Source organism: Massilia sp. Leaf139 (assembly GCF_001424165.1).
Lineage (GTDB): Bacteria > Pseudomonadota > Gammaproteobacteria > Burkholderiales > Burkholderiaceae_D > Telluria.
The window spans coordinates 745,327-771,388 of sequence record NZ_LMOJ01000001.1 but is presented as its reverse complement, the minus strand read 5'-3'; the positions used below and the strand labels follow the sequence as shown (position 1 = coordinate 771,388).

The 26,062-nt window shown below is 67.4% G+C and carries 25 protein-coding genes; 16 read left to right on the top strand and 9 right to left on the bottom strand.

Features of this window, described 5'->3' with window-relative positions; genetic code table 11:
* Positions 1–113: 113 nt before the first annotated feature.
* From ASF77_RS03495 to ASF77_RS03485, 3 genes are all read left to right on the top strand, one after another.
* Positions 114–695 carry a TetR/AcrR family transcriptional regulator gene (locus ASF77_RS03495; RefSeq protein WP_056334429.1) on the top strand — a complete coding sequence of 194 codons (582 nt, stop codon included), beginning with the start codon at positions 114–116 and terminating at the stop codon, positions 693–695.
* Between the two features lie 90 nt (positions 696–785).
* The gene (locus ASF77_RS03490) at positions 786–1,490 is read left to right on the top strand and encodes an SDR family oxidoreductase (RefSeq protein ID WP_056334427.1); all 705 of its coding nucleotides are present in this window, start codon (positions 786–788) and stop codon (positions 1,488–1,490) included.
* 12 nt (positions 1,491–1,502) lie between these two features.
* Positions 1,503–2,915, top strand: a complete 1,413-nt coding sequence (locus ASF77_RS03485) for an MFS transporter (protein ID WP_056334423.1) — start codon at positions 1,503–1,505, stop codon at positions 2,913–2,915.
* Here the strand turns inward: ASF77_RS03485 and ASF77_RS03480 are convergent, their stop codons facing one another.
* On the bottom strand, positions 2,916–4,442 hold the full coding sequence (locus ASF77_RS03480; RefSeq protein ID WP_056334418.1) for a tetratricopeptide repeat protein: 1,527 nt from the start codon (positions 4,440–4,442) through the stop codon (positions 2,916–2,918).
* Positions 4,443–4,537: 95 nt separating this feature from the next.
* On the opposite strand from ASF77_RS03480, the gene ASF77_RS03475 reads away from it, so the two are divergent.
* From ASF77_RS03475 to ASF77_RS03465, 3 genes are all read left to right on the top strand, one after another.
* Positions 4,538–5,836, top strand: a complete 1,299-nt coding sequence (locus ASF77_RS03475) for an amidohydrolase family protein (protein WP_056334414.1) — start codon at positions 4,538–4,540, stop codon at positions 5,834–5,836.
* A gap of 152 nt (positions 5,837–5,988) precedes the next feature.
* The gene (locus ASF77_RS03470; RefSeq protein WP_056334411.1) at positions 5,989–7,290 is read left to right on the top strand and encodes a dicarboxylate/amino acid:cation symporter; all 1,302 of its coding nucleotides are present in this window, start codon (positions 5,989–5,991) and stop codon (positions 7,288–7,290) included.
* Between the two features lie 187 nt (positions 7,291–7,477).
* Entirely contained in the window at positions 7,478–7,930 is a 453-nt protein-coding gene (locus ASF77_RS03465) for a YciI family protein (RefSeq protein ID WP_056334407.1), read from the top strand.
* A 46-nt stretch (positions 7,931–7,976) separates the two neighbouring features.
* Here ASF77_RS03465 and ASF77_RS03460 read toward each other — a convergent pair whose 3' ends face one another.
* Complete coding sequence (locus tag ASF77_RS03460; RefSeq protein WP_156648711.1) at positions 7,977–8,270, bottom strand: hypothetical protein; 294 nt, start codon at positions 8,268–8,270, stop codon at positions 7,977–7,979.
* Positions 8,271–8,369: 99 nt separating this feature from the next.
* Positions 8,370–9,086: an SIMPL domain-containing protein gene (locus ASF77_RS03455; RefSeq protein ID WP_056334398.1), complete on the bottom strand. Its 717-nt coding sequence runs from the start codon at positions 9,084–9,086 to the stop codon at positions 8,370–8,372.
* 163 nt (positions 9,087–9,249) lie between these two features.
* On the opposite strand from ASF77_RS03455, the gene ASF77_RS03450 reads away from it, so the two are divergent.
* The 3 genes from ASF77_RS03450 (at position 9,250) to ASF77_RS03440 (ending at position 11,641) form a co-directional block, all read left to right on the top strand.
* Positions 9,250–9,645, top strand: a complete 396-nt coding sequence (locus tag ASF77_RS03450; RefSeq protein WP_056334393.1) for a BlaI/MecI/CopY family transcriptional regulator — start codon at positions 9,250–9,252, stop codon at positions 9,643–9,645.
* Positions 9,642–10,913: a M56 family metallopeptidase gene (locus ASF77_RS03445; protein ID WP_056334389.1), complete on the top strand. Its 1,272-nt coding sequence runs from the start codon at positions 9,642–9,644 to the stop codon at positions 10,911–10,913. The genes ASF77_RS03450 and ASF77_RS03445 overlap by 4 nt, the downstream gene beginning before the upstream one ends.
* A gap of 110 nt (positions 10,914–11,023) precedes the next feature.
* The gene (locus ASF77_RS03440) at positions 11,024–11,641 is read left to right on the top strand and encodes a hemolysin III family protein (protein ID WP_056334385.1); all 618 of its coding nucleotides are present in this window, start codon (positions 11,024–11,026) and stop codon (positions 11,639–11,641) included.
* Here the strand turns inward: ASF77_RS03440 and ASF77_RS03435 are convergent.
* The 4 genes from ASF77_RS03435 to ASF77_RS03420 form a co-directional block, all read right to left on the bottom strand.
* Positions 11,616–12,002 (bottom strand): hypothetical protein, encoded by a 387-nt coding sequence (locus tag ASF77_RS03435; protein ID WP_056334383.1) that lies wholly within the window; start codon positions 12,000–12,002, stop codon positions 11,616–11,618. The two genes, ASF77_RS03440 and ASF77_RS03435, sit on opposite strands and share 26 nt — an antisense overlap.
* On the bottom strand, positions 11,989–12,522 hold the full coding sequence (locus ASF77_RS03430) for a hypothetical protein (protein WP_156648710.1): 534 nt from the start codon (positions 12,520–12,522) through the stop codon (positions 11,989–11,991). Before ASF77_RS03430 ends, ASF77_RS03435 begins: the two co-directional genes overlap by 14 nt.
* 112 nt (positions 12,523–12,634) lie before the next feature.
* Positions 12,635–13,285: a 3-oxoacid CoA-transferase subunit B gene (locus ASF77_RS03425; RefSeq protein ID WP_056334378.1), complete on the bottom strand. Its 651-nt coding sequence runs from the start codon at positions 13,283–13,285 to the stop codon at positions 12,635–12,637.
* Between the two features lie 20 nt (positions 13,286–13,305).
* Positions 13,306–14,004, bottom strand: a complete 699-nt coding sequence (locus ASF77_RS03420) for a CoA transferase subunit A (RefSeq protein WP_056334376.1) — start codon at positions 14,002–14,004, stop codon at positions 13,306–13,308.
* A 185-nt stretch (positions 14,005–14,189) separates the two neighbouring features.
* Here ASF77_RS03420 and ASF77_RS03415 point away from each other — a divergent pair, with 185 nt between their 5' ends.
* Entirely contained in the window at positions 14,190–14,750 is a 561-nt protein-coding gene (locus ASF77_RS03415; RefSeq protein ID WP_056336332.1) for a PAS and helix-turn-helix domain-containing protein, read from the top strand.
* A gap of 58 nt (positions 14,751–14,808) precedes the next feature.
* On the opposite strand, the gene ASF77_RS03410 is transcribed toward ASF77_RS03415, so the two are convergent.
* A complete protein-coding gene (locus ASF77_RS03410) occupies positions 14,809–15,825 on the bottom strand; it encodes a LacI family DNA-binding transcriptional regulator (protein ID WP_056334373.1) in 1,017 nt (338 codons plus the stop codon).
* A gap of 270 nt (positions 15,826–16,095) precedes the next feature.
* Here ASF77_RS03410 and ASF77_RS03405 point away from each other — a divergent pair, with 270 nt between their 5' ends.
* The 6 genes from ASF77_RS03405 (at position 16,096) to ASF77_RS03380 (ending at position 25,557) form a co-directional block, all read left to right on the top strand.
* Complete coding sequence (locus ASF77_RS03405; protein WP_056334370.1) at positions 16,096–18,540, top strand: TonB-dependent receptor; 2,445 nt, start codon at positions 16,096–16,098, stop codon at positions 18,538–18,540.
* Positions 18,541–18,611: 71 nt separating this feature from the next.
* Positions 18,612–19,946, top strand: a complete 1,335-nt coding sequence (locus ASF77_RS03400) for a GH1 family beta-glucosidase (RefSeq protein ID WP_056334369.1) — start codon at positions 18,612–18,614, stop codon at positions 19,944–19,946.
* 41 nt (positions 19,947–19,987) lie between these two features.
* On the top strand, positions 19,988–21,043 hold the full coding sequence (locus ASF77_RS03395; RefSeq protein ID WP_056334366.1) for a glucokinase: 1,056 nt from the start codon (positions 19,988–19,990) through the stop codon (positions 21,041–21,043).
* Positions 21,030–22,361 carry an MFS transporter gene (locus tag ASF77_RS03390; protein ID WP_056334362.1) on the top strand — a complete coding sequence of 444 codons (1,332 nt, stop codon included), beginning with the start codon at positions 21,030–21,032 and terminating at the stop codon, positions 22,359–22,361. Before ASF77_RS03395 ends, ASF77_RS03390 begins: the two co-directional genes overlap by 14 nt.
* Positions 22,358–24,568, top strand: coding sequence for a heme-degrading domain-containing protein (locus ASF77_RS03385; RefSeq protein ID WP_056334358.1), 2,211 nt, complete (start codon positions 22,358–22,360; stop codon positions 24,566–24,568). Before ASF77_RS03390 ends, ASF77_RS03385 begins: the two co-directional genes overlap by 4 nt.
* Positions 24,568–25,557: a Gfo/Idh/MocA family protein gene (locus ASF77_RS03380; RefSeq protein ID WP_056334355.1), complete on the top strand. Its 990-nt coding sequence runs from the start codon at positions 24,568–24,570 to the stop codon at positions 25,555–25,557. Before ASF77_RS03385 ends, ASF77_RS03380 begins: the two co-directional genes overlap by 1 nt.
* 60 nt (positions 25,558–25,617) lie before the next feature.
* On the opposite strand, the gene ASF77_RS03375 is transcribed toward ASF77_RS03380, so the two are convergent.
* Positions 25,618–26,037, bottom strand: a complete 420-nt coding sequence (locus ASF77_RS03375) for a thioesterase family protein (RefSeq protein WP_056334352.1) — start codon at positions 26,035–26,037, stop codon at positions 25,618–25,620.
* Positions 26,038–26,062 lie beyond the last annotated feature (25 nt).

The following is a 26,062-nucleotide window of genomic DNA, read 5'->3' as shown; positions in this document are numbered from 1 at the left end:
AAGGCTGACCCGACAGGCGGTGGGAATGGCGCACTGCAATGTAAAAGAAAGCGCTTGACTCGGAAATATGATGGTCATAATATGAGAGCCATCATATCTGTCTGTCCCTCATCATGAACGCCGATACCAAGAGCAGCCGCCGCGAACAGTCGCACCAGCGCATCCTCGAAGCCGCCGCCCGCGCCGTGCGCCGCCAGGGTTATGCCGGGGTCGGCGTGGCCGAGGTCATGAAGGAAGCCGGCCTGACCCACGGCGGCTTCTACGCCCACTTCAAGTCGCGCGACGCCCTGCTCGCCGCGGCCATCGAACACGCCGCCGCCGACAGCACGCGCAGCCTGTCGCGCACGATCCGCGCCCTGCAGGACGCCGGCGCCAGCCCGGTGCGGGCGCTGGTCGAGGCCTACCTGGCCGACAACCACCTCGCCACGCGCGAGCGCGGCTGCGTCGTCGCCGCGCTCGGCTCCGAAATGCCGCGCCAGACCGACGAATTGCTGGACGTCTCGCGCGCCCGCGTTGCCGCCCTGGTCGAGCGCGCGCGCAGCGCTCTGGCGCCGGATGCCCCGCTGGAACGCGCCTTCCTCCTCGCCAGCAGCCTGGTCGGCGCCTTGCAGATGGCGCGCGCGCTCGGCGACGAAGGCCGCGCCCTGCTACCGGCCACCCGCGCCGCGCTCATCAATCAGTACGACACGCCCTGAACCGTACCGACGCGATCCGTCCGCGATCTTCGTTACCCAAAAATATGATGTCCGTCATATTCTAGAAAACCTGTCCTGAAAGGAAGCATCATGCAACTCCAGAACGCCACCGTCCTCGTCACCGGCGCCAACCGCGGCCTCGGCCTCGCATTTGCGCGCCACGCCCTCGCCCACGGCGCGCGCAAGGTCTACGCCGCGGCGCGCGACCCGAGCACGGTCACCCTTGCCGGCGTGGTACCGATCGCCCTCGACGTCACGGATGCCGGCCAGGTGGCGGCGGCCGCGCGCGACTGCGGCGACGTCACCCTGGTTGTCAACAATGCCGGCATCGCCAGCGTCGGCGGCCTGCTGGCCGAGGACAGCGTCGCCGCTACCGCACGCATGATGGACACCAATGTCTACGGCCTGCTGCGCGTCAGCCAGGCCTTCGCGCCGGTGCTGGCGGCCAATGGCGGCGGCGCCCTGCTCAATGTGCTGTCGATCGCGAGCTGGCTGAGCGCACCCGTGCTGGCCGCCTACGCCGTTTCGAAAGCGGCCGCCTGGAGCGCCACCAATGGCCTGCGCAACGAGCTGCGCGCGCAGGGCACGCAGGTGCTCGGCATGCATGTCGGCTTCATCGACACCGACCTCACGCGCGGCATGGACGTGCCCAAGCTCGCGCCCGAACTGGTCGCCGCGCGCGCCTTCGAAGCGCTCGAACAGGGCGCGAGCGAAGTCGCCATCGACGAGCTCACACGCCAGATCAAGGCCGGCCTGTCGAACGAGCCGGGCATCTACATCGACTTCCAACGCTGATCGAGGATCGCCATGACCACCCCCAGCCTCGCCCCCGCTCCCGCCATCGACGCGGCGGCTCATGCGCCGAGTTCGCCCTGGCCCACCTTCTGGATCGCCTGTATCGCCGTCTTCCTGGTGTCGATCGACAGCACCGTGCTGTTCGCCGCCTTCGGCGCCCTGCAAGGCGCCTTCCCGGCCGCGACGCCGGCCGACCTGTCCTGGGTGCTCAACGCCTATACGGTCGTCTACGCGACCATGCTGATTCCCGCCGGCGGCCTGGCCGACGCCCATGGCAGGAAGCGCGTGTTCCTCATCGGCGTCGCCCTGTTCCTGGCTGCCTCCTACGCCTGCGGCATGGCCGGCAGCGTGGGCTGGCTGATCGCGGCGCGCATCGTCCAGGCCCTGGGTGCGGCGCTGTTGACGCCCGCCTCGCTGTCGATCATCCTCGACGCCTTCCCCAAGGAGAAGCGCGCCGTCGCCGTCAGCCTGTGGGGCGCGGTCGGCGGCCTGGCCGCCGCCATCGGGCCGAGCCTGGGCAGCAGCATCGTGGAACACCTGGGCTGGCCCTGGGCCTTTTACATCAACCTGCCGCTGGGCGCGGTCTCGCTCTGGTTCGGGGCGACGCGCCTGCGCGAGGCGCAGATCCCGGGCAAGCGCGCGCGCATCGACCTCGTCGGCATGGCGCTCCTGATCGCGGCCGTCGGCGCCCTGGCGATGGCGATCACCCAGCTCGACTCGCCGTACTGGAGCCGGCTGAAACTGGGCGCGCTTGCCGCCGCGGGCCTGGCCGCGGTCGGCGTGTTCGTGGCCTGGGCGCGCATCAGCGCTGCGCCCCTGGTCGACCTGGCCCTGTTCGCCAACCGCAGCTACAGCGCGGTGAATCTGGCGACCTTCGCCTTCGGCACGGCGTTCGCGATGATGTTCTTCGCCTTCTTCACCTACATGACGCGCATCTGGCATTTCAGCCTGCCGCTGGCCGGCCTGGCCGTCACGCCGGGCCCGCTGATGGTGGTGCCGACGGCGATCGTCGCCGGCCGCATCGCCGCGCGCAGCGGACACCGGCCGGTGCTGGTGCTCGGCTCGCTGATCTATGCGGCCAGCGGCTTGTGGCTGCTGCTGGTGCCGGGCCTGGAACCGGCCTACCTGACGGATTGGCTGCCGGGCCTGTTCCTGAGCGGGATCGGGGTGGGCATGGTGCTGCCTTCCCTGTCCGGCGCCGCCGTGGCGGGCCTGCCGCCGGCGCAGTACGCGGTCGGCAGCGCGGTCAACCAGGCAACGCGCCAGCTCGGGTCGGTGCTGGGCGTGGCGGTGACGGTGCTGCTGGTCGGGCACGCGAGCGTGACGCGCGCCGACTTCCTGCCGCTGTACGGCATGCACGTGGTGCTGGCGCTGGTGACGGGGGCGCTGTGCCTGGCCGTGAAAACGCGCCCGGCGCCGAAGTGATCAGGCGGCCCGCAATACCAGCAGGTGACCTTCGATGCCGGCGCCGTTCTCGCGGCGCAGCACCGCGCGCGAGGCGTCGAGCACGGTGAAGCCGTGCGCGGCGGCGAGCCGTTCCAGGTAGGGCAGCGCGTGCGCGTAGCGGTTCGAGGGCAACAGGGTATAGCCTTCGCCCTCGCCCGCTTCGGTCGAGAAGCAGAACCAGCCGCCCGGCCGCAGCGCGGCGCGCACCGCGGCGAACAGACCGTCGAGCGCGCCGAAATACACCAGCACGTCGGCGGCCACGGCGAGATCGAAGGCCGCTGGACGGCCGGCCAGCCAGTCGCCGATGTCGGCGCAGGCCAGTTCGTCGTACAGCCCGCCCGCACGGGCCTGCGCCAGCATCCGCTCGGACAAGTCCACGCCCGCCAGGCTGCGCGCGAGCGGGCGCAGGACGGGCGCGCACAGTCCCGTGCCGCAGCCGAGGTCGGCCACGGCGAGCCCGCCGGGTTCGACCAGGCGATCCACATGGCGCCCGATCGCCTCGCCCAGCAGCGCCGGCGTGCGGTAGCCCAGCACGCCGGTCAGGTGTTCGTCGAAGTGGCCGGCATAGCCGTCGAACAGGGCTTTCACGTAGGCGCCGGGCGCCCGTTCGGGTGCGGCGCCGACGCCGAGCGCGGCCAGCGCGAAGTCGATATCCGCGCTGTCCTGACCGGCTTCCCGCGCCAGTGCCTGCGCCTCCTGGTAAGCGGCGATGGCGTCTTCGCGCCGCCCGAGGGCCAGCAGCGCGTCGCCGCGCTGGCGCTGCCCCTGCGGGTACGCTGGCCGCAGCGCGAGACTCGCTTCGGCACTGCCCAGCGCCTCCTGCGCGCGCCCGAGCTTCAGGAGCGCGAGGGCGCGTCCGCCGTGCGCCTCGGGCGCCTGCGCATCGGCGGCGATGGCGTCGTCATAGCTGTGCAGGGCGGCCTCGAAGTCGCGCAGCTGGTACAGGGCGTTCGCGCGCACGCACAGGGCCTGCGGGTACGGCCGCCGCAAGCGCAGCGCCGCTTCCGCACTTTCGAGCGCTGCCTCGGCCTGGCCCAGGTCGAGCAGCGCGATGGCGCGGTTGCACCAGGCCTCGGCGTTGTCCGGACGCAGCGCCAGGGCGCGCTCGTAGCTGTCGACCGCCTCGGGCAGGCGGCCGAGCTTGCGCAAGGCGTTGCCGCGGTTGCTCCAGGCGAGCGCGTAGTTGGGGTTCAGGGCGAGGGCCGTGTCGTAGCTGGCCAGTCCGTCGGCGGCGCGGCCCAGATCCTGGAGCGCGGCGCCGAGGTTGCAGTGCGCCGTTGCCTGCGCGGGGTCGACGGCGAGCGCCTGCCCGATCAGATCCGCGGCCGCCTGCGCATGGCCTTGCTGGCGTTCGGCCACGCCCGACAAATGGAGCGCGTCGAACTGGCGCGGCGCCAGCGCCAGCACCTGGCGGTAGCGCGCCTGCGCCTCGGCCAGCTTGCCCGACTGGTGCAGCGCGACCGCTTCCTTCAACAGCGCCGTGACGCGAAGATCCGCCTGACCCATCTGCTTCTCGTTCGAAAAATGAAGGCGCCAGCATACCGCACGCAAGCGGTGCCGGCTCCGCTATGATGGTCTTCCCATAATAAAAAGGAAGACACATGCGTTCCTGGACTCGCATCCTTGCCCCATTCGCCCTCGTCACGCTCGGCTACACCGCGACCATCAATGCCCACGCGGCCGATCCGCGCAGCCTCCTGCTCAGCGCCGACCGCGTCTGGACGGGCGAAGGCCAGGGCCACGCCGGCTGGTCGGTGCTGGTGGTCGACGGCCGCGTCAAGGAAGTCGGCCCGAGTGCCGCGGTCAATGCGCCGGCCGACGCCGAGCGCATCGCCCTCCCCGGCAAAACCCTGATCCCGGGCCTGATCGACCTGCATTCGCACGTGCTGCTTCACCCATATAACGAAACCACCTGGGACGACCAGGTGATCAAGGAGCAGGTCGAGTACCGCACCCTCCTCGCCGGCAAGCATGCCGCCGATACCCTACAGGCCGGCTTCACGACCCTGCGCGACCTCGGCACCGAAGGCGCGAACTATGCCGACGTCGGCATCAAGCGCGCGATCGAACAGGGGGTGGTGGCCGGCCCGCGCCTGCTGATCGCAACCAAAGCCATCGTCGCCAGCTACAGCTACGGCCCGGCCGAGCGCAGCTACCGGCCCGACATGGAGATTCCCTACGGCGCCCAGCCGGCCTCCGGCATCGACGAGGTGACGAAAGCCGTGCGCGAACAGAGCGCGCGCGGCGCCGACTGGATCAAGGTGTACGGCGACTACCGCACCGGCATCGACGGCAGCAGCCGCCCGACCTTCACCCTCGACGAACTGAAGGCGATGGTGGAGGCGGCCCACGTCACCGGCCGCAAGGTGGCGGTACACGCCAGCACCGACGCCGCGATCCGCCTGGCGACGCTGGCCGGCGCCGACACCATCGAGCACGGCTACGGCGCCAGCGAAGCGACGCTGCGCCTAATGAAGGAGCGCGGCACGGCCTATGTGCCAACCCTCACCGCGCCGGAAGCGATCGGCGAATACTTCCAGAAGCACGTGCGCGGCGGCGCGCCGACGCCGTCGATGCAGGAGGCGGCCCGTGCCTTCCGCCTGGCGCGCAAGGTCGGGGTCGTGATCGGCAACGGCAGCGATGTCGGCGTCTTCACCCACGGCACCAATGCGCGCGAGCTGGAGTGGATGGTGCGGCTGGGGATGACCCCGACGGAGGCCCTGCGCGCGGCCACCGCGGTGGCGGCCAACATCCTCGGCAAGGGCAAGGAGCTGGGACGCCTGGCGCCCGGCGCGCTGGCCGACGTCGTTGCGGTCGAGGGCGATCCGACGGCGGACATCGCGGCGCTGCGCAAGGTGGCGTTCGTGATGAAGGGCGGGAAGGTGTATAAACGGCCGTAATGCCGCATATTTCGGTACCGTATGACGTGCAGGTGGGCGCATATCAGCTCAGCGCATGACCGTCATTCACCGTGTTGGGGATATCCACAATAGCGGGCGATGTGAGATTTCGTGATCATGGCGACACCATCAACCTCTCGTGAAGAGTTGTCATGAAAAAGCCTTTCTACAAAATCCTGTACGTCCAGGTGCTGTTCGCCATCGTGCTCGGCGTGCTGCTCGGCGTGTTCTATCCCGAGCTCGGCACCAAGATGAAGCCGCTGGGAGACGGGTTCATCAAGCTGATCAAGATGATCATCGCCCCCGTCATCTTCTGTACCGTCGTCGCCGGTATCGCCGGCATGCAGGACATGAAGAAGGTCGGCCGCGTCGGCGGCAAGGCACTGCTCTACTTCGAGGTCGTCTCGACCTTCGCCCTCGTGATCGGCCTGGTGGTGGCCAACGTCGCCAAGCCCGGCGCCGGCTTCAACGTCGATCCGGCCCACCTCGATTCGAGCGCCATCGCCCAGTACACGGACAAGGCGAAGTCGCAGTCGACGGTCGACTTCCTGATGAACATCATCCCGAATACCTTCATCGATGCCTTCGCCAAGGGCGACATCCTGCAGGTGCTCCTGATCGCGATCCTGTTCGGCGTGGCACTGTCGATGCTGGGCGAGCGCGGCCGTGCCACGACGCGCATCATCGAAGACTTCTCGCACGTGATCTTCGGCGTCGTGAACATCGTCATGAAGCTGGCCCCGGTCGGCGCCTTCGGTGCGATGGCCTTTACTATCGGTAAGTACGGCCTGGAATCGCTGGTGCCGCTGGCCAAGCTGATGGGTTCGTTCTACCTGACCTGCGCGCTGTTCGTCTTTGTCGTGCTCGGGACGATTGCCCGCATGACCGGCTTCTCGATCTTCAAGTTCATCGGCTATATCAAGGAAGAACTGCTGATCGTGCTCGGCACTAGCTCCTCGGAATCGGCCCTGCCGGCCCTGATGCGCAAACTCGAAAAGCTCGGCTGCTCGAAGTCGGTGGTGGGCCTGGTGGTTCCGACCGGCTACTCGTTCAACCTGGACGGCACCAACATCTACATGACGATGGCCGCCCTGTTCGTGGCCCAGGCCACGAACACCGAACTGACGCTGATGCAGGAACTGACCATCCTCGCGGTCGCCATGCTGACCTCGAAGGGCGCCTCGGGCATCACCGGCGCCGGCTTCATTACCCTGGCGGCGACGCTGGCCGTGGTGCCGACCATTCCGGTGGCGGGCATGGCCCTGATCCTCGGCATCGACCGCTTCATGAGCGAATGCCGCGCCCTCACCAATTTCGTCGGCAACGGCGTGGCCTCGGTGGTGGTGTCGAAGTGGGAAAACGAACTGGACAAGGATCGCATGAACGCGGTGCTGTCGGGGACGTATGTCGAGGAAGATCCGAAGTCGCTGCAGAAGGTACGCGAAGCGGCCTGATTCGCGTAGTGGTCGTTCTCGGAAAACCGCGCTTCGGCGCGGTTTTTTTTCGACTGGCATGCGTTGTGACGCGTGGCGTCCTGACTCCACGCGTACGTTTAGCTGAATACCCCGGACTCACCTCCGCCGTTGCCGCCCGCGTAGCGCCATGCTACCCTCGCGCCCATAACTAAAACGGAGACCCACAATGCACCTGCCCACCCTCGTCCTCGCCGCCCTGCTCGCCCTGCCCTTCGCCGCCAGCGCACAAACCACGGCCCCGGCCTACGACGCCGAACTCGCCAAGTCCCTCGGCGCCGACGAGCGCGGCATGCGCCAGTACGTGCTGGTCATCCTGAAGACCGGCCCCAGCAAGATGGCCGCCGGCGAAGCGCGCACCAAGATGTTCGAGGGCCATTTCGCCAACATGGGCAAGCTCGCCGGCGAGAAGAAGCTGGTCGTCGCCGGCCCGCTCGACGGCAAGGAAGGTCGGCGCGGCATCTTCGTCTTCAATACGCCGGACATCGAGGCGGCCAAGGCCTGGGTCGCCACCGACCCCGTCATCATCAACGGCGAGATGGTGGCCGAGTACCACAAGTTCTACGGCTCGGCCGGGCTGATGATGGTGAACGAGGTGCACGGGAAGATCGAGAAGAAATAAGACGACGGCCACGCAGCGGATCGAACCGATTCGCTGGGATGGTGCTTCAGGTCTTGTCCCGTGGCCCATCCGTCCTGGTGTTGTTCAACTCGCGCGTGAGCTCCGCGCGCAGCCGGTCTCCGGCCGAGGACGTGTCACCACAGAGTGGGCCGAGGTGCTTCGCACAGTGATCCTCCCGAGGGATGGACAGGCCCTCAATGACCGCCACCCGCCTTCCCTGCGCATCGTTCTCGAACACAGGGGGTGCCGCTTCTTTGTAATCGTTGGCCAGCGTGTCGCGGATCGCTTTTTCGAAGGGCTCTGGTGGCAGGCCATCGGGCAGTCTGAGGATCAAGGTCATATCAGTCCTTTCGTCAATGTCACAGCGAGTGGATGGCCAGTGTACAAACCAGCTCATCCTCTTAGCAAGAAGTAATCGAACGGCTTACCCGGTTTCCGTTCACTCCAGCCTGAACACCACATCCACCGGCTGCACCAGCTTGATCGCATCGACCGACAGGAAGTTGCGTGAGTCGACGTTCGAGGCCGCCTTTACCCGCGTGAAGCCGATATCGGCGCGTACTAGCCCAATGGTGGCGCCGACGTTCTTGACGCCGGCCGGGGTCACGGCCGTGACCGCGCCGAGCTTGCGCTTCGCACCCTTGGCGATGATCTCGGCGCGGCGCCGCGCATCGCGCAGGGCGTCGGCCATCAGGTCGGCTTCGAACTGCTCGCGCTCGACGATATCGAAGGAGGTCGCGAAATCGACCAGGTTCGGCTTGTCGAGCAGGGGTTCCACCACCGCGCGCCATTTCGACAGGTCGCGCACGATCAGGTGCACGCTCACGCGCAATTCCTGCGCCGTCGCCTCGCCCGCCCGGTTCCTGCCCGGCTCGCGCCGCACGTCGCGCGTTTCCAGATCCTCGAGCGGCACGCCCTGCTCCTGCAGCAGCGCGCGCACTTCCGCGATCCGCGTTTCCACCGTGGCGCGCGCCTGGGCCGGATCGGGATCGGGCGCCGCGATCACGAAATCGAGGGCGCCGATGTTCGGCGTGGTGTAGCGCGAAGCCTCCGCGTTCACGTGCACGAAGGGGTAGGCAGGCAAGGGCGAGGCCTGGGCCGCGGCAGGGATCGCGGCGGCGGCGAGCGCGGCGGCGAGGACAAGCTGTTTCAGCATGAAGTCTCCGTTCGATGTTCTTGAACAGGAAGCATAGGCTGTTATAGACAATCTTGTCTATAATTTTCTGCGGCTGCCCCGGCCACCGGAAAATTACCTAGACAGTCATTTCTAGACAAGATAATCTAGGCGTCAGTCATTCTGCATCAGTCAAGGAAGCGCCATGCCCACCTCTCCGGACATCCCGAAGCCCACCGCGGCAGAACTCGATTTACTCCAGACCCTGTGGCCGCTCGGCGCCGCCACCGCGCGCCAGGTGCACGAAGCGATGCAGTCGACCCGCCCCGAAGTCACCTATGCCACCGTGCTGCGCCTGATGCAGATCATGCATACCAAGGGCCTGCTCACGCGCGACGAGAGCGAACGCTCGCACGTCTACGCGCCGGCCCAGCCCCAGGATTCGCTCCAGAGCAACCTCATCAAGGATCTGATGCAGAAAGCCTTCGCCGGCTCGGCCAAGGCGCTGGTGATGGCGGCCCTGAAAAGCGGCATCTCGAAAAAGGAACGCGCCGAGATCGAAAAGCTGCTCAAGGACGAGCAGCCCGGGGACAAGCGATGACCGGCCAGGAACTGGTCGGCCATATCGGCGCCACCCTGCTCGACTCGGTCTGGCAGTGCGCCCTGATCGGCCTGGAAACGGCGATGGCGATGATCGGCCTGCGCCGCGCGCGTCCGCAGGCGCGCTACCTGGCGCTCTGCACCGGCATGCTGCTGTGCCTGCTCTGGCCGCTCGTCGAGCTCGTCGCGCGCCTGCAGGGCGGCGCGGCCGGGGCGAGCGGCACCCCGGTGCTGGTGCAGATGCTGCCCGGCGCCGCCGGCACGGGCGCCAGCTGGCAGGCTTTCCTGCAGGCGCACCTGGCCTGGGTGGTCGGCGGCTGGGCCGTCTGCGCCGGCGCACTGGCGCTGCGCATGGCCCTGGGCCTGGCCTGGATCGAACGTTCTACCCGCAGCGAGCGCATCGATGCCCACTGGAGCGCCCGCCTGGAAAGCATGGCGCTGGGGATGGGCATCGCCCGCGCCGTGCGCCTGCGCGTGACCGCTTCGCTGGCCAGCCCGGTGACCGCCGGCTGGTGGCGCCCGGTCGTGCTGGTGCCGGCCTCGCTCGTGGCCGGCATGCCGCCGCAGCTGCTGGAAGCCCTGCTGGCCCACGAGCTGGCCCATGTGCGGCGCCACGACTACCTGGTCAACCTGGTGCAGAGCGCGATCGAAGCGATCCTGTTCTACCACCCCGTGGTCTGGTGGATCTCGCACCGCATCCGCGTCGAGCGCGAACTGATCGCGGACGATCTCGCGGCGGCGCAACTGGGCGAACCGCGGCGCCTGGCGCAGGCCTTGTCCGAGCTGGAGCGCATCGGGTTTTCAAGCCACCGCCTGGCCCAGGCCGCCAACGGCGGCGACCTGCTCTCGCGCATCCGGCGGCTGGTGCGTGCGGACACGCCGGCATCGAACTGGAAAGCCGCCGTGCCGGTGCTGGCGATGGCCGTGGCCTGCCTGGCCGGTTGCGCCGGCACCATTGCCTCGCGCAGCGAAGCGGTCGAGCAGGAGGCCCTCACCCGGCGTCCGATCGCCCAATTCAACACCTGCGCCAAGCCGGACTACACCCCGGAGGCGATCGCCAGCCGCGCCCAGGGCACGACCACGCTGCGCTTCCTGATCGATACCGACGGCAGCGTGGCCGAAGCGGCCGTCACCAGGTCGAGCGGCGACCGTTCGCTCGACGAGGCGGCCCGGGTCGCCATCGCCAAATGCCGCTTCACGCCGGCCGTGGCGAACGGCAAGCCGGCGCGCGCCTGGGTGCCGGTGCAGTACGTGTGGTCGCTGGGGTAAAAAAGCGACACGGCCGCACGCCTTCCCCTGCGCGACAAGGGCCAGGTGAACTCCCGCGCTAGAATGAAGACGCGGCCGACTGCCGGCCGCGCTGTCATCAAGGGGGTGCCATGGATAGCGGCGAAAAGCTCAACACCTTTACCCACCTCGGCGGCGCCGTGCTCGCGTTCGGCGCCAGCATTCCGCTGCTGGCGCGCGCCTTCGACGCCGACGGCCGGCTGGGCCTGGCCAGCACGGCCGTGTACGCCCTCTCGCTGATCCTGATGTACGCCTGCTCCACCGCCTACCACGGCGCCAGCGGCGCTCTCAAGACACTCTTGCGGCGCCTCGACCACCTCAGCATCTACCTGCTGATTGCCGGCAGCTACACGCCCTTCTGCATGCTGATGCTGACCGGCAGCGAGTCCTGGATTTTGCTGGGCGTGGTGTGGGGACTGGCGCTGGTCGGCATCCTGCAGGAAACCCGTCCGCGGCAAGGCGCGCGCGTGCTGTCGATGCTGGTCTACCTGGCGATGGGCTGGTCGGCTGCGACAATGATCGGGCCGCTGCACGCCGGGCTCGGCACGGCCGGCTTCGCCTGGCTGCTGGGCGGCGGCCTGGCCTATACGGCCGGCATCCTGTTTTACGTGCTCGATCACCGCATGCGCCACGCGCATGGCATCTGGCATCTGTTCGTACTGGCGGGCAGCGCCGCGCATTACGTCACGATCTACTGGTACGTGCTGTAGGCCGGCGCCGCCACAATAGCCTTACGCTTGCCATGAACAGCGCCGCGGCGAATGCGTTGACGATCAACACGCCTGCGGGCAAGTGCACGACAAAGGCCAGGCTCAAGGCGCCGCGCAAAGGGTACACGGTCGTTAAATCGTAGGAATGGTAGCCCGCGAGCTGGAAGGCGTAGAAGACCACGCCTGCCGCATGCCCGGTCAAGCGCCCGCGCCAGGCAAGGCCGCCCGACAGCAGGCCGAGCAGCGCGAGCGGCAGCAGATGCTGGCCCGTGAACAGCCCGACGGCCAGGCCCAGTACGGCGCCGATGAGCGTGAGCATGGCGACGATGCGTTCGATCCGACCCCAATCAGCGGCGATCAAGGAAACCCTTCACGAAACGGGAGAGGCTGCGCAGTGCGCGTGCCTCCAGGGCCAGCAGTCGCGTCACCCAGGCCGGCAAATTCACATCCCGCCCCAGCTTCCCGGCAATTTCCTCGGGCGTGATGTCGGACGTGAAAATCGCCTTGTAGAAGCGGAATAGCAATCCGATCTCGGCCAGGACGAGCACCCCCACCGCCGCCGGGCGCAGCCAGCCGAGCGCGTTGAGGATGTGCTGGTGCTCGAGCGGAATCAGGTAACTGGTGATCCATACGCCGAGCGAGGCGAGACCGAGCACCGGCAAGAGCAGCTTTCTACCGCGAGCGCGGTAGCACCAGCAATACAGCAGCGGCAGCACGAGCGCCAGGTCGAACAGCACGGCGCCCTCGAACACGCGGCGCTGCGTCCAGTCCTGGAAGTGCAGCGCACCGGCGTCGCCCAGGACGATCGCCAGCGCCAATGGATAAAACCAGTGCTTGCGTAACCAGGCTTGCGCCGTGGATCTTTCTAGGGAGATCAGCATCACGGTCTTCCTTCACAGTGAACGGGAACGCCACCGAAAAAAGCCCGGCACGGGCCGGGCTTCTGGATTTCCCAGGGAAACCGGCCGGGGCCGGCTTCCGCTATCGCGGACTTCAGACCGCCGACACGTCCAGCTCGGCCGCCGTCGCTTCCACCACCTGCTCCTTGGTCACGCCCGGCGCCAGCTCCACCAGCTTCAAGCCGTTGCCGGTCACGTCGATCACGCCGAGGTCGGTGATGATGCGGTCGACGACGCCGACGCCGGTCAGCGGGAGGTCGCATTTCTTGAGGATCTTGTAGCTGGTCGAGCCATCCTTGGCGGTGGCGACGTGTTCCATCACGACGACCACGCGCTTGACGCCGGCCACCAGATCCATCGCGCCGCCCATGCCCTTCACCATTTTGCCGGGAATCATCCAGTTGGCCAGGTCGCCGCGTTCGGAGACCTGCATCGCGCCCAGGATGGCGAGGTTGATCTTGCCGCCGCGGATCATGCCAAAGGAATCGGCCGAGCTGAAGTAGGCGGCGCCCGGCAGCGCGGTGACGGTTTGCTTGCCGGCGTTGATCAGGTCGGCGTCGACCGCATCATCGGTCGGGAACGGGCCGATGCCGAGCAGGCCGTTTTCCGATTGCAGGAAGACTTCGATGTCCTGCGGCACATAATTGGCAACCAGGGTCGGCAGGCCGATCCCCAGGTTCACATAGAAGCCGTCCTGCAGCTCTTTCGCCGCGCGCGCGGCCATTTCATCACGAGTCCATGCCATGTTCTGTCTCCGGTCTGTTCTTAGTTCGGGCGCACGGTGCGCTGTTCGATGCGCTTTTCCGGCGATGGATTGTGGACGATGCGGTGCACGAAGATGCTCGGGGTATGCACCTGGTCCGGATCGATCTCGCCGATCTCGACCAGCTCCTCGACCTCGACGATGCAGACCTTGCCGGCGGTGGCGACGTTCGGGTTGAAGTTGCGCGCGGTCTTGCGGAACACCAGGTTGCCGGCCTTGTCGGCTTTCCAGGCTTTCACGAGCGAGACGTCCGGCACCAGCGCCAGTTCCATCACATAGTGCTCGCCGTTGAATTCGCGCGTTTCCTTGCCGTCGGCGACGATGGTGCCGTAGCCGGTTTTCGTGAAGAAGGCCGGGATGCCGGCGCCGCCGGCGCGCAGCTTCTCGGCCAGCGTGCCTTGCGGGGTGAATTCGAGTTCGAGTTCGCCGGCCAGGAACTGGCGTGCGAATTCCTTGTTCTCGCCGACGTAGGACGCGATCATCTTCTTGATCTGGCGCGTTTCCAGCAGCTGGCCGAGGCCGAAGCCGTCGACGCCGGCGTTGTTGGAAATGGCGGTGAGTTGCTTGACGCCGGAATCGCGCAGCGCTGCGATCAGCGCTTCCGGAATGCCGCACAGGCCGAAGCCGCCGACGGCGATGGTCTGGCCGTCTTGCACGATACCGGCCAGCGCCAATGCCGCGTCAGGATACACTTTGTTCATACCCGTCCCTTTTATGAAGTGAGCCAATGCCCGATGTTGGAATCCCGTGCTCCCGGCCTGCATGGATGCCCGGCGTTCCTTTATGTACCGCAGAGTAGAATCCCAGCATAAAATAGGCCGATTCAAAGCACAATACCGTAGAACTACCGGCCATGGCCCTGCCCCTGCTTCAAGAACCGCCCCAGATGAATCCATCATACGCCATCGATTACGAGATGATTTTCCAGCATGCCCCGGTGGGCATGTGCATCTCGGTCAACCGCGTGATCCAGTCTTCCAACATGGCGCTGACCGACATGTTCGGCTACCCCCAGGGCCAGCTCGACGGCCAGTCCTTCGCCGTGCTGTATCCGACCATGGACGAGTTCCTGCGCACGGGCGACCGCATCGTTCCCATCATGAATGCGAAGGGCCGCTATTCCGACGAGCGCATCATGCGCCGCGGGGACGGCGAGCTGTTCTGGTGCCACGTGACGGGGCGCGCCCTGAACGCGGCCGAGCCCTTGGGCGCGGGCGTGTGGACCTTCGAGGACGTAAGCGAGAAGCGGCCGGTGACGGCGGAGCTGACGCCGCGCGAGCGCGAGATCGCCGCGCTGCTGGTGGAGGGCAAGACCAGCAAGGTGATCGCGCGCGAGACCGACCTCAGCCCGCGCACCGTGGAGATGCACCGGGCGAAACTGATGCGCAAGTTCTCGGCCTCGACCTCGTCGGAACTGGTGCACAAGCTGGTGGGCGTGGCGCGCTGACTGCGAACGCGTGGACGGCCGAGCCGTCCACGCGGTGCCCGCGGCGATGGTTCGGCTCTCAGAGCCGGCGCACGGACTCGCGCACCACCAGGCTCAGCGCCGGCATGTCCATCGGCGGCTGCGGATGGCCCAGCATGTCGAGCATGCGGTGGCCGATGTTCATCCCGACCTCATATAGCGGCTGGCGCACCGTGGTCAGCGGCGGCGTCGTGTACATCGAACTGTGCAGGTCATCGAAGCCGATGATCGAGATATCGTCCGGCACGCGGATGCTGCGCCGGTACAGGGCCAGGCGCGCGCCGTAGGCCGTCAGGTCGTTGCTGGCGAAGATGGCGGTGAAGCGCTGGTTCGAGGCCAGCAGGCCGTTCACCGCCAGCAGGCCGCCCGATTCCTGGAAGTCGCCCGGCACCACCAGGTTCGGGTCAAGTTCGATCTTGTGGCGCGCCAGCGTGTCGCGGTAGCCGGCCAGGCGCGCCCGCGCATCCTCGTGATCCTCGGGCCCGGTGATCATCGCGATACGGCGGTGGCCCTGGTTGATGAGGAATTCGATCGCCTCGCAGGCGCCGCGGTAATTGTCGAGACTGAAGCCCAGCACCCGCTCCCCCGCCACCTGGCGCCCGAAGGCGACGATCGGCACCCGCTTCGAGAAGCCGAGGATCTGGCTGTCGCTCAGGTTCCCGGTCAGGATCGCCACGCCGTCGACGCGGCGCGCGATCAGCAGTTCGACGCGCTCGGCCTCCTCGTCCGCATGCCAGTGCCCGCTCATGATCAGCAGCGCATAACCGGAGGCCTTGACGGCATCCTCGATCCCCACCATCGCGCGGTTGAAGTAGCCGCTTTCGAGCGACTGGGTCAGCACGCCGATAGTGCGCGTGCTGCCCATTTTCAGGCTTTGGGCGAGGCGGTTGGGCTTGTAGTTGAGTTCCTCGATGACGCGCTCCAAGGCCTTGCGCTTGTCGTCGGACACCTTGGCGGTGCCGTTCAGGAAGCGCGACACCGTCGCCGGCGAGACCCCGGCTGCCTGGGCGACCTGGTGCAAGGTGGTGGTGCTGCTGAAACTCGCGTCGTTTTTCATAAGGTCGTGTATTCAGCGCTCGTTGGCGCCGCCGGGCTGTTTCATGAAGTGTAACACGTCGCAGCCTCGCTCCGCCGCCTCATGAAAAGTTTTCATGGCACCTGCCAGCCCGATTCTCCTTAGCGTAACCGCAAAATTCTTTCAAATTCTGTTTGACATCCCGTCATTTGCGAACATACCATGAAACCGTTTTCAAGAATTATGAAATCGATTTCTTGGAAAGCTGCAAACAGGCAACATAAATCAAATAATTCAAATTTTGGAGACAGCATGACAACCTCTGCATCGCAGCGCCGGCGCGCGCTCGCCCCGATCCAACTCGCCGTCCTCAGCTTCGTCGCCAGCCTCGCCAGCCTCGACGCCGCCCACGCGCAGACCGGCGCCGCCGGCGCCGCGGCCGACGCCGCGACCACCCAGGCCCCCTCGTCGGTCTCGACCAGCGCCGACGGCCAGCCGGTCGCCGAAGTGCTGGTCACTGCGACCAAGCGCTCGACCTCGCTGCAAAAAACCCCGATCGCCGTCACCGCGCTCTCCGCCGCCACGCTCGCCAACAACCATGTGCAGACCATGCTCGACGTGGTGGCGCTGGTGCCGGGCTTCCAGGCCACCGCCCAGGGCGACCACGGCGTCACCACCATGACCCTGCGCGGCATCGGCAACGACAGCGCCAAGACCCAGTACGCCGACCCGGAAGTCGCCTCCTTCGTCGACAACGTCTATTCGCCGCGCGCCGAAGGCGCAACCGCCCTGCTCTTCGACGTCGACGGCATCGAGGTGCTGCGCGGCCCGCAGGGCACGCTCTGGGGCCGCAATTCGACGGTGGGCGCGGTCAACATCCAGACCACCAAGCCGACCCTGAACAGCCGCGCCGGCTATGTCGAAGGCGGCATCGGCGACTACAACCGCTACGGCATGCGCGGCGCCTTCAACGTGCCGCTCTCGAACACCGCCGCCCTGCGCGTGGCGGTCGTGCACGAGCAGCACGACGGCTATGTCGATTACCAGAAATTCCCGGGCGTGCCGCTCGAGCAGCAGCGCGCCGCCTTTGCCGCCGCCGGCGGCGCGGACGCCGCCTTCCGCCCGATCAACGCCAACGACTTCGCCGTCGGCGACCGCAAGTACAACGCCCAGGACCAGAGCGCCGCGCGTATCAGCCTGCTGTGGCAGCTCGCGCCGAACCTGCGCTGGGACGTCGCCTACGAAAAATTCGTCGACCGCGGCACCCCGAACGCCAACCTGATGCAGACCCCGCGCCCCGGCCAGGATCACTGGTCGATGCTGAGCGACAGCGCGCCCTGGATCGAACGCGACAGCCACAACGTGCGCAGCCGCCTGAGCTGGGACATCAATGCCGACATGGCCCTGCACTACATCGCCGGCTTCTCCAAGTACAAGGGCACGATGCGCTTCGACCAGGACGGCGGCGCCACCGTGCCGACCTCGATCATCTCGGGCGCCAAGTGGCAGGAGCACACCACCACCGATTCGAACTTCCGCAGCCAGAGCCACGAGATCGAACTGCAGTCGACCGGCACGCGCACCGTCGACTGGCAGGTCGGCCTCTACTACGGCGGCGAGAAGAACAGCATCCGCTTCGACATCCCGATCATGAACGGCACCCAGGACGGCGGCAGCGTCGCCTGGCAGGGTTCCTTCATCCAGCCGAAGGAGACCGTCGACTCGACCGCCGCCTTCGGCCAGGCCACCTGGAACGTCACCAACCGTCTGCACCTGACCGGCGGCCTGCGCTACACCCACGACAAGCGCGAGAACGTCGGCGGGCGCGCCTATACCTGGCGCGGCGGCGCGGTGCCGCAGGTGCCGCTCAATCCATCGATCGATCCGCGCGTGCAGCCGGGCTTCGCCGCCGACGTGCCGGGCAACGACGGCAAGTTCACGGGCAGCAAGGTCACCGGCCTGGCGCGCGTCAACTACGACCTCAACCGCGACCACATGGTGTATGCCAGCGTCTCGACCGGCTACAAGTCCGGCGGCACCCAGGATCGCGGCCTGACCTACGAGCCGGAAACGCTCACCAACTATGAACTTGGCTCGAAAAGCTCCTTCATGGGAGGCGCCCTGCGCGTCAACAATGCGCTGTTCCACATGAATTTCAAGGACTTCCAGTTCAGCTCCCCGGTTAACTTCACCGACAGCAGCCGCGGCCTGTCGATCTCGAACGCCGAAGGCGCCAAGGTCTACGGCCTGGAGTCGGAAATCGCGGCGCGCCTGTCGGCCAAGGATCGCCTTTCGGTCAGCTTCGCCCTGCTGCGTGCGGAACTGGGCTACCTGATCGCCGGCTCCAACGACTACACGCTGCCGACCTGCACCACGCCCAACAGCAGCGCGTCCGACACCTGCCTCGACGTCACCGGCAACAAGATGCCGCACGCGCCGCGCTTCTCGACCACCGTCATGTACCAGCACACCTTCGATCTGGCCAACGGCGCGACCCTGGTGCCGCGCATCACGGCGCACTACGAGACCGACGCCGAGCTGAGCGTGTTCAACCTGGGGCCGGAAGACCGCCAGGAAGCCTACGCCACCGCGGATCTCGGCCTGCGCTACCAGAACAAGGGCTGGTGGGTCGACGCCTTCGTGCGCAACGTGAACGACAAGAAGATCAAGACCAGCGCCTTCAACGGCTTCGGCCCGTGGCTGGCCCAGTACAAGCCGCCGCGCACCATCGGCATCAATACCGGCTTCGATTTCTGAGCCGGCGCCGCGGCGGGTTGCAGACGCCCGCCGCGGCATATTTTTCACATGCCGCATCCTTCCTACCGCCCATGAACAATCGCACCACATTCGACACCCGCAACGATTTCCCGCCTGATTTCACCTGGGGCGTCGCCACCTCCGCCTTCCAGATCGAAGGCGCCTCCACGGCCGACGGCAAGGGGCCGTCGATCTGGGACACCTTCTGTGCCGACCGCGCCAACATCAAGGACGGCAGCGACGGCAGCGTCGCCTGCGACCACTACCGCCGCTACCGCGACGACGTCGCCCTGCTCGCCTCGCTCGGCGTCGACGCCTATCGCTTCTCGATGGCCTGGTCGCGCGTTCAGCCCCAGGGCCGCGGCGCATGGAACCCGGCCGGCTTCGATTTCTACGACCGCCTGCTCGACGAACTGGCGCGGCGCGAGGTCAAGGCGCACCTGACCCTGTACCACTGGGATCTGCCGCAAGGCCTGCAGGACGAGGGCGGCTGGCTGAACCGGGACACTGCGTATCGCTTCGCCGACTATGCGCACGAGGTGACGCGCCGCTTCGGCGACCGCATCGAAGCCATTGCCACCCACAACGAACCCTGGTGCACGGCCAACCTCGGCTACGGCAACGCCCAGTTCGCGCCCGGCGTCGCCGACCTGAAGCAGTCGATCCAGGTCTCGCACCACCTGCTCCTGTCGCACGGGCTGGCGATGACGGCCATGCGCGGCCTGCACAGCCCGGCCAAGCTGGGCATCGTGCTGAACCAGTGGACGGCCGACCCGGCCACCGATTCGCAGGCCGACCGCGACCTGGCCGCCTTCGAATATGCGCGCTCGACCCAGTGGTTCATGGATCCGATCTTCAAGGGCCATTATCCGGAACTGGCCCTGCGCGCGCATGGCGCCAACGCGCCCGAGGTACGCAGCGGCGATTTCGACATCATCCAGCAACCGATCGATTTCCTGGGCTGTAATTACTACTTCCGCGCCTGGTGCAGCGCCGCCACCCCGCCCGTGCCGATGCCGGCCGCCCAGGGCCTGACCGACATGGGCTGGGAAATCTACCCGCAAGGTCTGCCGGAATTGCTCGTGAAGCTCAATGAAGAGTACGATCTGCCTCCGATCTACATCACCGAGAACGGCATGGCGAACGCCGACGTGCTGGAGGGCGGCCAGGTGCACGACGCGGCGCGCATCGCCTTCGTGCAAAGCCACCTGGCGGCGCTGCGCGAAGCGATGGCGGCCGGCGTCGACGTACGCGGCTACTTCCTCTGGAGCCTGCTGGATAATTTCGAATGGAATTCGGGCTACGAGAAGCGCTTCGGCATCGTCCACGTCGACTATGCGACCCAGCAGCGCACCTTGAAGGACAGCGCGCTGTGGTACCGCGACTTCCTGGCGGCGCGGCGCTGACACGTTCCCGTAGCAGCTCTATAAAAATACAAGGAGGAGACATGCAGATTCATCCCGACGGCCCGCGCCTGCTGGCCGACATCGGCGGCACCAACGCCCGCTTTGCGCTCGAGACGGCGCCCGGCAAGCTGGCCGCCACCATGACCCTGGCCTGCGCCGACTATCCGCGCTTCCAGGACGCGGTGCACGCCTATTTGGCCAACTGCGGCGTCCAGGTGGCGCACGCCGTGATCGCCATCGCCAATCCGGTCGACGGCGACGCCATCCGCATGACCAACCACCACTGGGCCTTCTCGATCGAGGCCGCGCGCGCCGAACTGGGCCTGGCCACGCTGCTGGTGGTGAACGATTTCACCGCGCTGGCGATGGCCCTGCCCAGCCTCGGGGCGGCCGACTTGATGCAGGTCGGCGGCGGCCAGGCGCGCGCCGGCTGCGCCATCGGCCTGGTCGGCGCCGGCACCGGCCTCGGTGTCTCGGGCCTGGTCGCCGACGAAGGCCGCTGGGTCGCGCTGCACAGCGAAGGCGGCCACGTCGCCTTTTCCCCATCGGACGAGCGCGAAGTGGCGGTGCTGCGCTACGGCTGGCAGCGCTACGAACACGTCTCGGCCGAACGCTTCGTCTCCGGCCCCGGCATCGCCCTGATCCGCGAGGCGATCGCCGCCAGCCGGAATGAATCGGTCGACCTGGGCCTGACGCCAGCCGACATCGTCGCGCGCGGCCTCGCCGGCGCCGACCCATTGTGCCGCGAGGCGATCGACTGCTTCGCCGGCATGCTGGGCACGGTGGCGGCCAATCTCGCCGTCACGCTCGGCGCCCATGGCGGCATCTATATCGGCGGCGGCGTGGTGCCGCGCCTGGGCGACTATTTCGCCACCTCGCCCTTCCGTGCCCGCTTCGAGAACAAGGGCCGCTTCAGCGCCTTCACCGCCCGCATCCCGACCTGGGTGATCACCGCATCGCACCCGGCCCTGGCCGGCGCCGCCAACATCCTGGCCGCGCACCTGGCGCGCGAGACCACCCCTGCGCGCCGCGTGCGTGCCGGCGCGGCCGCGGCGCGCCTGACGCAATCGGGGCAGGCCAGCCATGCGCCGCGCTGACGCCGCGGCCTCGCCGCTCCTGTGGGTGCCGACCGGCTACTTCACGATGGCGCTCGGCTACGTCATGCTCACCAGCGTCACGGCCATCATGTTCAAGAACCTGGGCATGGACAACGGCCGCGCCGCGCAGTATTCGAGCCTGCTGATCCTGGCCTATACGGTCAAGCCGCTGTTCGCGCCCTTCGTCGAGATGTACCGCACCAAGAAATTCTTCGTGCTGTGCGCCCAGGTGCTGATCGGGCTCGGCTTTGCCGGGGCCGCGCTGGCCATGGGCCTGCCGGGCTACATGGGCATCCTGATGCCGGTGTTCTTCGCGCTTTCTTTTGTGGGCGCGACCCAGGACATCGCCAGCGACGGCGTCTATGTCACCTCGCTCGACAGCCGCAAGCAGTCGCTGTACTGCGGCATCCAGAGCCTGTCCTGGAACATCGGCCCCATCGTCGCCGCCGGCGGCATGGTCTACCTGAGCGGCTACCTGCACACGCAGGTGTTTGGGCATGACCCGAAGGTCTTCGGGCCGGCCTGGATCGAGGCCTGGCGCGTGATATTCTTCCTGGTCGCGGCCCTTACCCTCCTGATGGCGGCCTGGCACTGGCGCTTCATGCCGGAAGGCGCGCGCGCGGCGGATACGCCGGCCAACGTGCGCGGCGCCGGCCGCATCCTGGTCGACGCCTTCGTCACCCTGTTCCAGAAGCCCGGCGTGTGGCGCATGATCGCTTTTGCCTTCCTGTTCCGGCTCAGTATCGGCTTCCTGGAAAAGATCGGCCCTTTCTTCATGGTCGACCCGGCGGCCAAAGGGGGCCTCGGCCTGTCGAACGAGATGCTGGGCCTGATCTACGGCACGTACGGCCTGGCGGCGGTGCTGCTCGGATCGCTCCTCGGCGGCCTGTATGTGGCGCGGCGCGGGCTGAAGGCCACGCTCTTTGTCCTCTGCTGCGCGGTCAACATCCCGAACGCGACCTTCCTCCTGATGAGCGTCTACCTGCCCACCAGCCTGGTCGCGATCACGGCCGGCGTCGTCATCGAAAAATTCTTCTTCGGCTTCGGCGCGGTCGGCTTCATGATCTACCTGATGCAGCAGCTGGCGCCGGGCAAGTACACGACCACCCACTACGCCTTCGGCACCGGCGTGATGGGCCTGTGCGGCCTGGTCACCGGCGTGATCAGCGGCCACCTGCAGGAGATGATGGGCTATGTAAGCTATTTCGTGTTCGTGATGGTGGCGACGATTCCCTCCTTCCTCGCCACCTGGTTCGCGCCCTTCCCGCACGACGACGGCAGCGAGCCGGTGGCGTGCACGCAGGCGGTGCCGGCATGAGGCGCCTGTCGCTATCGCTTCTGTGCCTGGCCGCCGGCGCCGCCTGCGCGCAGACCGACCCGTCGGTCAAGGTCAACGGCATCGGCTTCCTGCCGGACGCGCACAAGCTGGCGGTGGTGCCCGCAGGTGTGCCAACCAGCGCGGGCGCGCGCTTCGAAGTCGTCGAGGATGCCGGCGGCAAGCCCGTGCTGGCCGGCGCGCTGGCCGCGCCGCAGCGCTGGGATCCCTCCGGCGAAACCGTGCGCATCGCCGACTTCAGCGCCCTGCGCAAGCCGGGCCGCTATCGCATCAAGGCCGAGGGCGCGCCCCCGTCCGCCCCGTTCACGGTGGGCGCGGACAGCTATCGCGCCCTCGGCACGGCCGCGCTGAAGGCCTTTTACTTCAACCGCACGGCGCTGGCGCTGGCGCCGAAGCACGCGGGCGCCTGGGCCCGGCCCGCCGGCCATCCGGACGAGCGGGTGCTGGTGCACGCGTCGGCAGCGTCATCGGCCCGCCCGGCCGGCACCGTCATCGCCAGCAGCAAGGGCTGGTACGACGCCGGCGACTACAACAAATACATTCCCAGTTCCGCCATCTCGACCTATACGCTGCTGGCGGCCTACGAACACTTCCCGCGCTGGTTCGATGCGCTCGAGGCGAACATCCCGGAGTCCGGCAACGGCGTGCCCGACGTCGTCGACGAGGCAATGTGGAACCTGGAATGGATGCTCTCGATGCAGGATCCGGCCGATGGCGGTGTGTACCACAAGCTGACCAACCTGACCTTCGATGCGATGGTGATGCCGCACCAGGCAATGAAGGCGCCGCGCTACGTGGTGGCGAAAAGCACCTCGGCCGCGCTCAATTTCGCCGCCACCATGGCGGTCGCCAGCCGCGTGCTGGCGCCCTACCAGAAGCAGTATCCGGGCATGGCGGCGCGAATGCTGGCGGCAGCAGAGCGCGCCTGGGAATGGGCGGCTGCGCATCCGGCCCTGCTGTTCAAGAATCCGCCGGATGTCGTCACCGGCGAATACGGCGACGCGCGGGTCGACGACGAGCGCGCCTGGGCCGCGGCCGAGCTGTACATCAGCACGGGCAAGGACGGCTACTACACGGCGCTGCAGCCGGAGACGGTGTCGAACACCTACCCGGCCTGGGACGACGTGCGGGGACTGGCCTGGGTCTCGCTGGCGCACCACCGCGCGCGCCTGACGCCGCTGGCCGACCGCGGCCTGATCGCGGCCCGCGTCGACGGCCTGGCCGCGCGCCTGGCACAGGAATGGAAAAGCTCGGGCTACCGGGTGCCGATGCGCGGCGCCGACTTCGTCTGGGGCAGCAATGCCGTGATGCTGAACCAGGCGCTGATGCTGGTGCAGGGCCATCGCCTGAACGGCAAGCCCGAGTATCTGGCGGCGGCCCAGTCGGCGCTCGACTATGTCCTCGGCCGCAATGCCTTCGGGCGCTCCTTCGTCACCGGCTTCGGCGTGCACCCGCCCTTGCATCCGCACCACCGCCCCTCGCAGGGCGACACGGTGGCCGCGCCGGTGCCGGGCTGGGTGGTGGGCGGGCCGCAGCCCTTCCAGCAGGACAAGGCCGAGTGCCCGCCCTACCCAAGCGCCCTGCCCGCGCTGTCCTGGCTCGACCACGTCTGCAGCTATGCCAGCAACGAGGTCGCCATCAACTGGAACGCGCCGCTGGTCTACCTCACGGCGGCGCTGTCCGAACTCACGCCACAGGCGAACGCCATGACCCATACGACCACGCCCCTCGACGCCGTGCGGCGCCAGGAACAGCTGCTGCAATTCGACAGCTTCAGCAACAAGGCGGCCCTCGACATCGGCCTCGAACTGGTGGAACGCGCGCGGGCGCGCAAGGCCGTCGTCAGCGTCGAGATCGCGCGCAACGGCCAGACCCTGTTCGCGCACGGCATGGACGGCGCGCCGCCCGATCACGCCCACTGGATCCGGCGCAAGAGCAATCTCGTCAACCGCACCGGCCACAGCTCCTACTATACCCACCTCGAGGTGGTGCAGAACGGCGGCGACTATGAAGCCATTCCCACCTTCGACGCGCGGGAGTATGCTGCCCATGGCGGCGCTTTTCCGGTCGTCGTCAAGGGAACGGGACAGGTCGGCACGATCACGGTATCGGGCCTGCCCGGCCCGGAAGATCACGCACTGGTCGTGGGCGTGCTCAAGGACTACCTCGCTATCAAGGGAGAACTCTGATGGACAGTGCGGTCAGGTGGGGCATCCTCGGCACCGGCGGCATCGCGCGCGCCTTTGCCCTGGGCTTGAAGCACGCGCCGGGCGCGGTGCTGGCGGCGGTCGGCTCGCGCAGCCAGGCGAGCGCCGACGCCTTTACGCGCGAGACGGGCGCGCAGGCTGCTTACGGTTCCTACGAGGCGCTGGCGGCGGCGCCCGGGGTCGACATCATCTATATCGGCACGCCGCACCCGCTGCATGCCGAGAACACCCTGCTGGCTCTGAACGGCGGCAAGGCCGTCCTGTGCGAGAAACCCTTCGCCATGAACCGCAGGGAAGCCGGCGCCATGGTGGCGCTGGCGCGCTCGCGCGGCCTGTTCCTGATGGAGGCGATGTGGACGCGCTTCCTGCCGGCCCTGGCCGAGGTCAGGCGCATCATGGCTTCCGGCGAGATCGGCGCCGTGACGCTGGTACAGGCCGACTTCGGCTTCGCCGCCACGCGCGACCCCGAGCACCGGGTGAACAAGCGCGAACTCGGCGGCGGCGCCCTGCTGGATCTGGGCATCTATCCGTTGTCGATCGCCTGCGCCCTGCTCGGGCCGGCCGAAAGCGTGCGCGCCCAGGCCGTCATGAGCGAGACCGGGGTCGATGCGACGACGGCCTTCACCATCCGCCACGCGGGCGGCACGCTGTCGAGCAACAGCTGTTCGCTGCGCGCGCGCTCGAGCTGCGAGTTGGTCGTCTCTGGGGAGGAAGGCAGCATCCGCATGCATCGGATGTTCCACCTGGCCGACAGCATCACGGTCGAGGTGCATGGGCAGGCGCCGCGCGTTGTGGCGACGCCGTATCTCGGCAATGGCTATACGCACGAGGCGATCGCGGCGGGCGAATGTTTGCGGAACGGGCTGGTCGAGCATCCGCTGATGCGACATGAGGAAACGCTGGCGCTGATGGAGGTGCTGGACGAGATCCGGGGACAGATCGGGTTGCGGTATCCGGCGGATGAGGTATGACCCAGCGTGCACACGATGTCCCTCCGTGAAGTCGGGACTCCACGAAGGTAATGCATGCGATCACCCCATCGGCAGCAACCCGCGCACCTCATCCGGCAAGGGCACCGACTTCTCCGCCGCGAAATCCACCCACACCACCTTCGCCGCGCCTTCGGCATGCAGGGCGCCGGCCTGGCCGTCCGCGCCCACCAGGCGGATCTCGTGCATCACCTCGAAGCTCGATCGCCCCGGCGCGCAGGCAAACGAGGTGACCTCGATCTCGGCCGGATACTTCAACTGCTTGAGAAAGGAGCAGCGCGCGTTGATCAGCACCGGCCCGACGCCATTCGGATCGGGCAGCGCCCCGATCTGTTCCAGCCAGGCGATGCGCGCCGTTTCGATGTAGCGGAAATAGACGGTGTTGTTGACGTGGCCCATCGCGTCCATGTCGCCCCAGCGCACCGGCATGCGCATCGTGTGGATCAGTTTTTTGTCGCTCATGCGTGAAACTCTGCGCTTGCCTGTT

Excerpts from the sequence above, each read along its gene's own strand:
- ASF77_RS03495 (WP_056334429.1), top strand. The coding sequence starts at position 114 with ATGAACGCCGATACCAAGAGCAGCCGCCGCGAACAGTCGCACCAGCGC.
- ASF77_RS03490 (WP_056334427.1), top strand. The coding sequence starts at position 786 with ATGCAACTCCAGAACGCCACCGTCCTCGTCACCGGCGCCAACCGCGGC.
- ASF77_RS03485 (WP_056334423.1), top strand. The coding sequence starts at position 1,503 with ATGACCACCCCCAGCCTCGCCCCCGCTCCCGCCATCGACGCGGCGGCT.
- ASF77_RS03480 (WP_056334418.1), bottom strand. The coding sequence starts at position 4,442 with ATGGGTCAGGCGGATCTTCGCGTCACGGCGCTGTTGAAGGAAGCGGTC.
- ASF77_RS03475 (WP_056334414.1), top strand. The coding sequence starts at position 4,538 with ATGCGTTCCTGGACTCGCATCCTTGCCCCATTCGCCCTCGTCACGCTC.
- ASF77_RS03470 (WP_056334411.1), top strand. The coding sequence starts at position 5,989 with ATGAAAAAGCCTTTCTACAAAATCCTGTACGTCCAGGTGCTGTTCGCC.
- ASF77_RS03465 (WP_056334407.1), top strand. The coding sequence starts at position 7,478 with ATGCACCTGCCCACCCTCGTCCTCGCCGCCCTGCTCGCCCTGCCCTTC.
- ASF77_RS03460 (WP_156648711.1), bottom strand. The coding sequence starts at position 8,270 with ATGACCTTGATCCTCAGACTGCCCGATGGCCTGCCACCAGAGCCCTTC.
- ASF77_RS03455 (WP_056334398.1), bottom strand. The coding sequence starts at position 9,086 with ATGCTGAAACAGCTTGTCCTCGCCGCCGCGCTCGCCGCCGCCGCGATC.
- ASF77_RS03450 (WP_056334393.1), top strand. The coding sequence starts at position 9,250 with ATGCCCACCTCTCCGGACATCCCGAAGCCCACCGCGGCAGAACTCGAT.
- ASF77_RS03445 (WP_056334389.1), top strand. The coding sequence starts at position 9,642 with ATGACCGGCCAGGAACTGGTCGGCCATATCGGCGCCACCCTGCTCGAC.
- ASF77_RS03440 (WP_056334385.1), top strand. The coding sequence starts at position 11,024 with ATGGATAGCGGCGAAAAGCTCAACACCTTTACCCACCTCGGCGGCGCC.
- ASF77_RS03430 (WP_156648710.1), bottom strand. The coding sequence starts at position 12,522 with ATGCTGATCTCCCTAGAAAGATCCACGGCGCAAGCCTGGTTACGCAAG.
- ASF77_RS03425 (WP_056334378.1), bottom strand. The coding sequence starts at position 13,285 with ATGGCATGGACTCGTGATGAAATGGCCGCGCGCGCGGCGAAAGAGCTG.
- ASF77_RS03420 (WP_056334376.1), bottom strand. The coding sequence starts at position 14,004 with ATGAACAAAGTGTATCCTGACGCGGCATTGGCGCTGGCCGGTATCGTG.
- ASF77_RS03415 (WP_056336332.1), top strand. The coding sequence starts at position 14,190 with ATGAATCCATCATACGCCATCGATTACGAGATGATTTTCCAGCATGCC.
- ASF77_RS03410 (WP_056334373.1), bottom strand. The coding sequence starts at position 15,825 with ATGAAAAACGACGCGAGTTTCAGCAGCACCACCACCTTGCACCAGGTC.
- ASF77_RS03405 (WP_056334370.1), top strand. The coding sequence starts at position 16,096 with ATGACAACCTCTGCATCGCAGCGCCGGCGCGCGCTCGCCCCGATCCAA.
- ASF77_RS03400 (WP_056334369.1), top strand. The coding sequence starts at position 18,612 with ATGAACAATCGCACCACATTCGACACCCGCAACGATTTCCCGCCTGAT.
- ASF77_RS03395 (WP_056334366.1), top strand. The coding sequence starts at position 19,988 with ATGCAGATTCATCCCGACGGCCCGCGCCTGCTGGCCGACATCGGCGGC.
- ASF77_RS03390 (WP_056334362.1), top strand. The coding sequence starts at position 21,030 with ATGCGCCGCGCTGACGCCGCGGCCTCGCCGCTCCTGTGGGTGCCGACC.
- ASF77_RS03385 (WP_056334358.1), top strand. The coding sequence starts at position 22,358 with ATGAGGCGCCTGTCGCTATCGCTTCTGTGCCTGGCCGCCGGCGCCGCC.
- ASF77_RS03380 (WP_056334355.1), top strand. The coding sequence starts at position 24,568 with ATGGACAGTGCGGTCAGGTGGGGCATCCTCGGCACCGGCGGCATCGCG.
- ASF77_RS03375 (WP_056334352.1), bottom strand. The coding sequence starts at position 26,037 with ATGAGCGACAAAAAACTGATCCACACGATGCGCATGCCGGTGCGCTGG.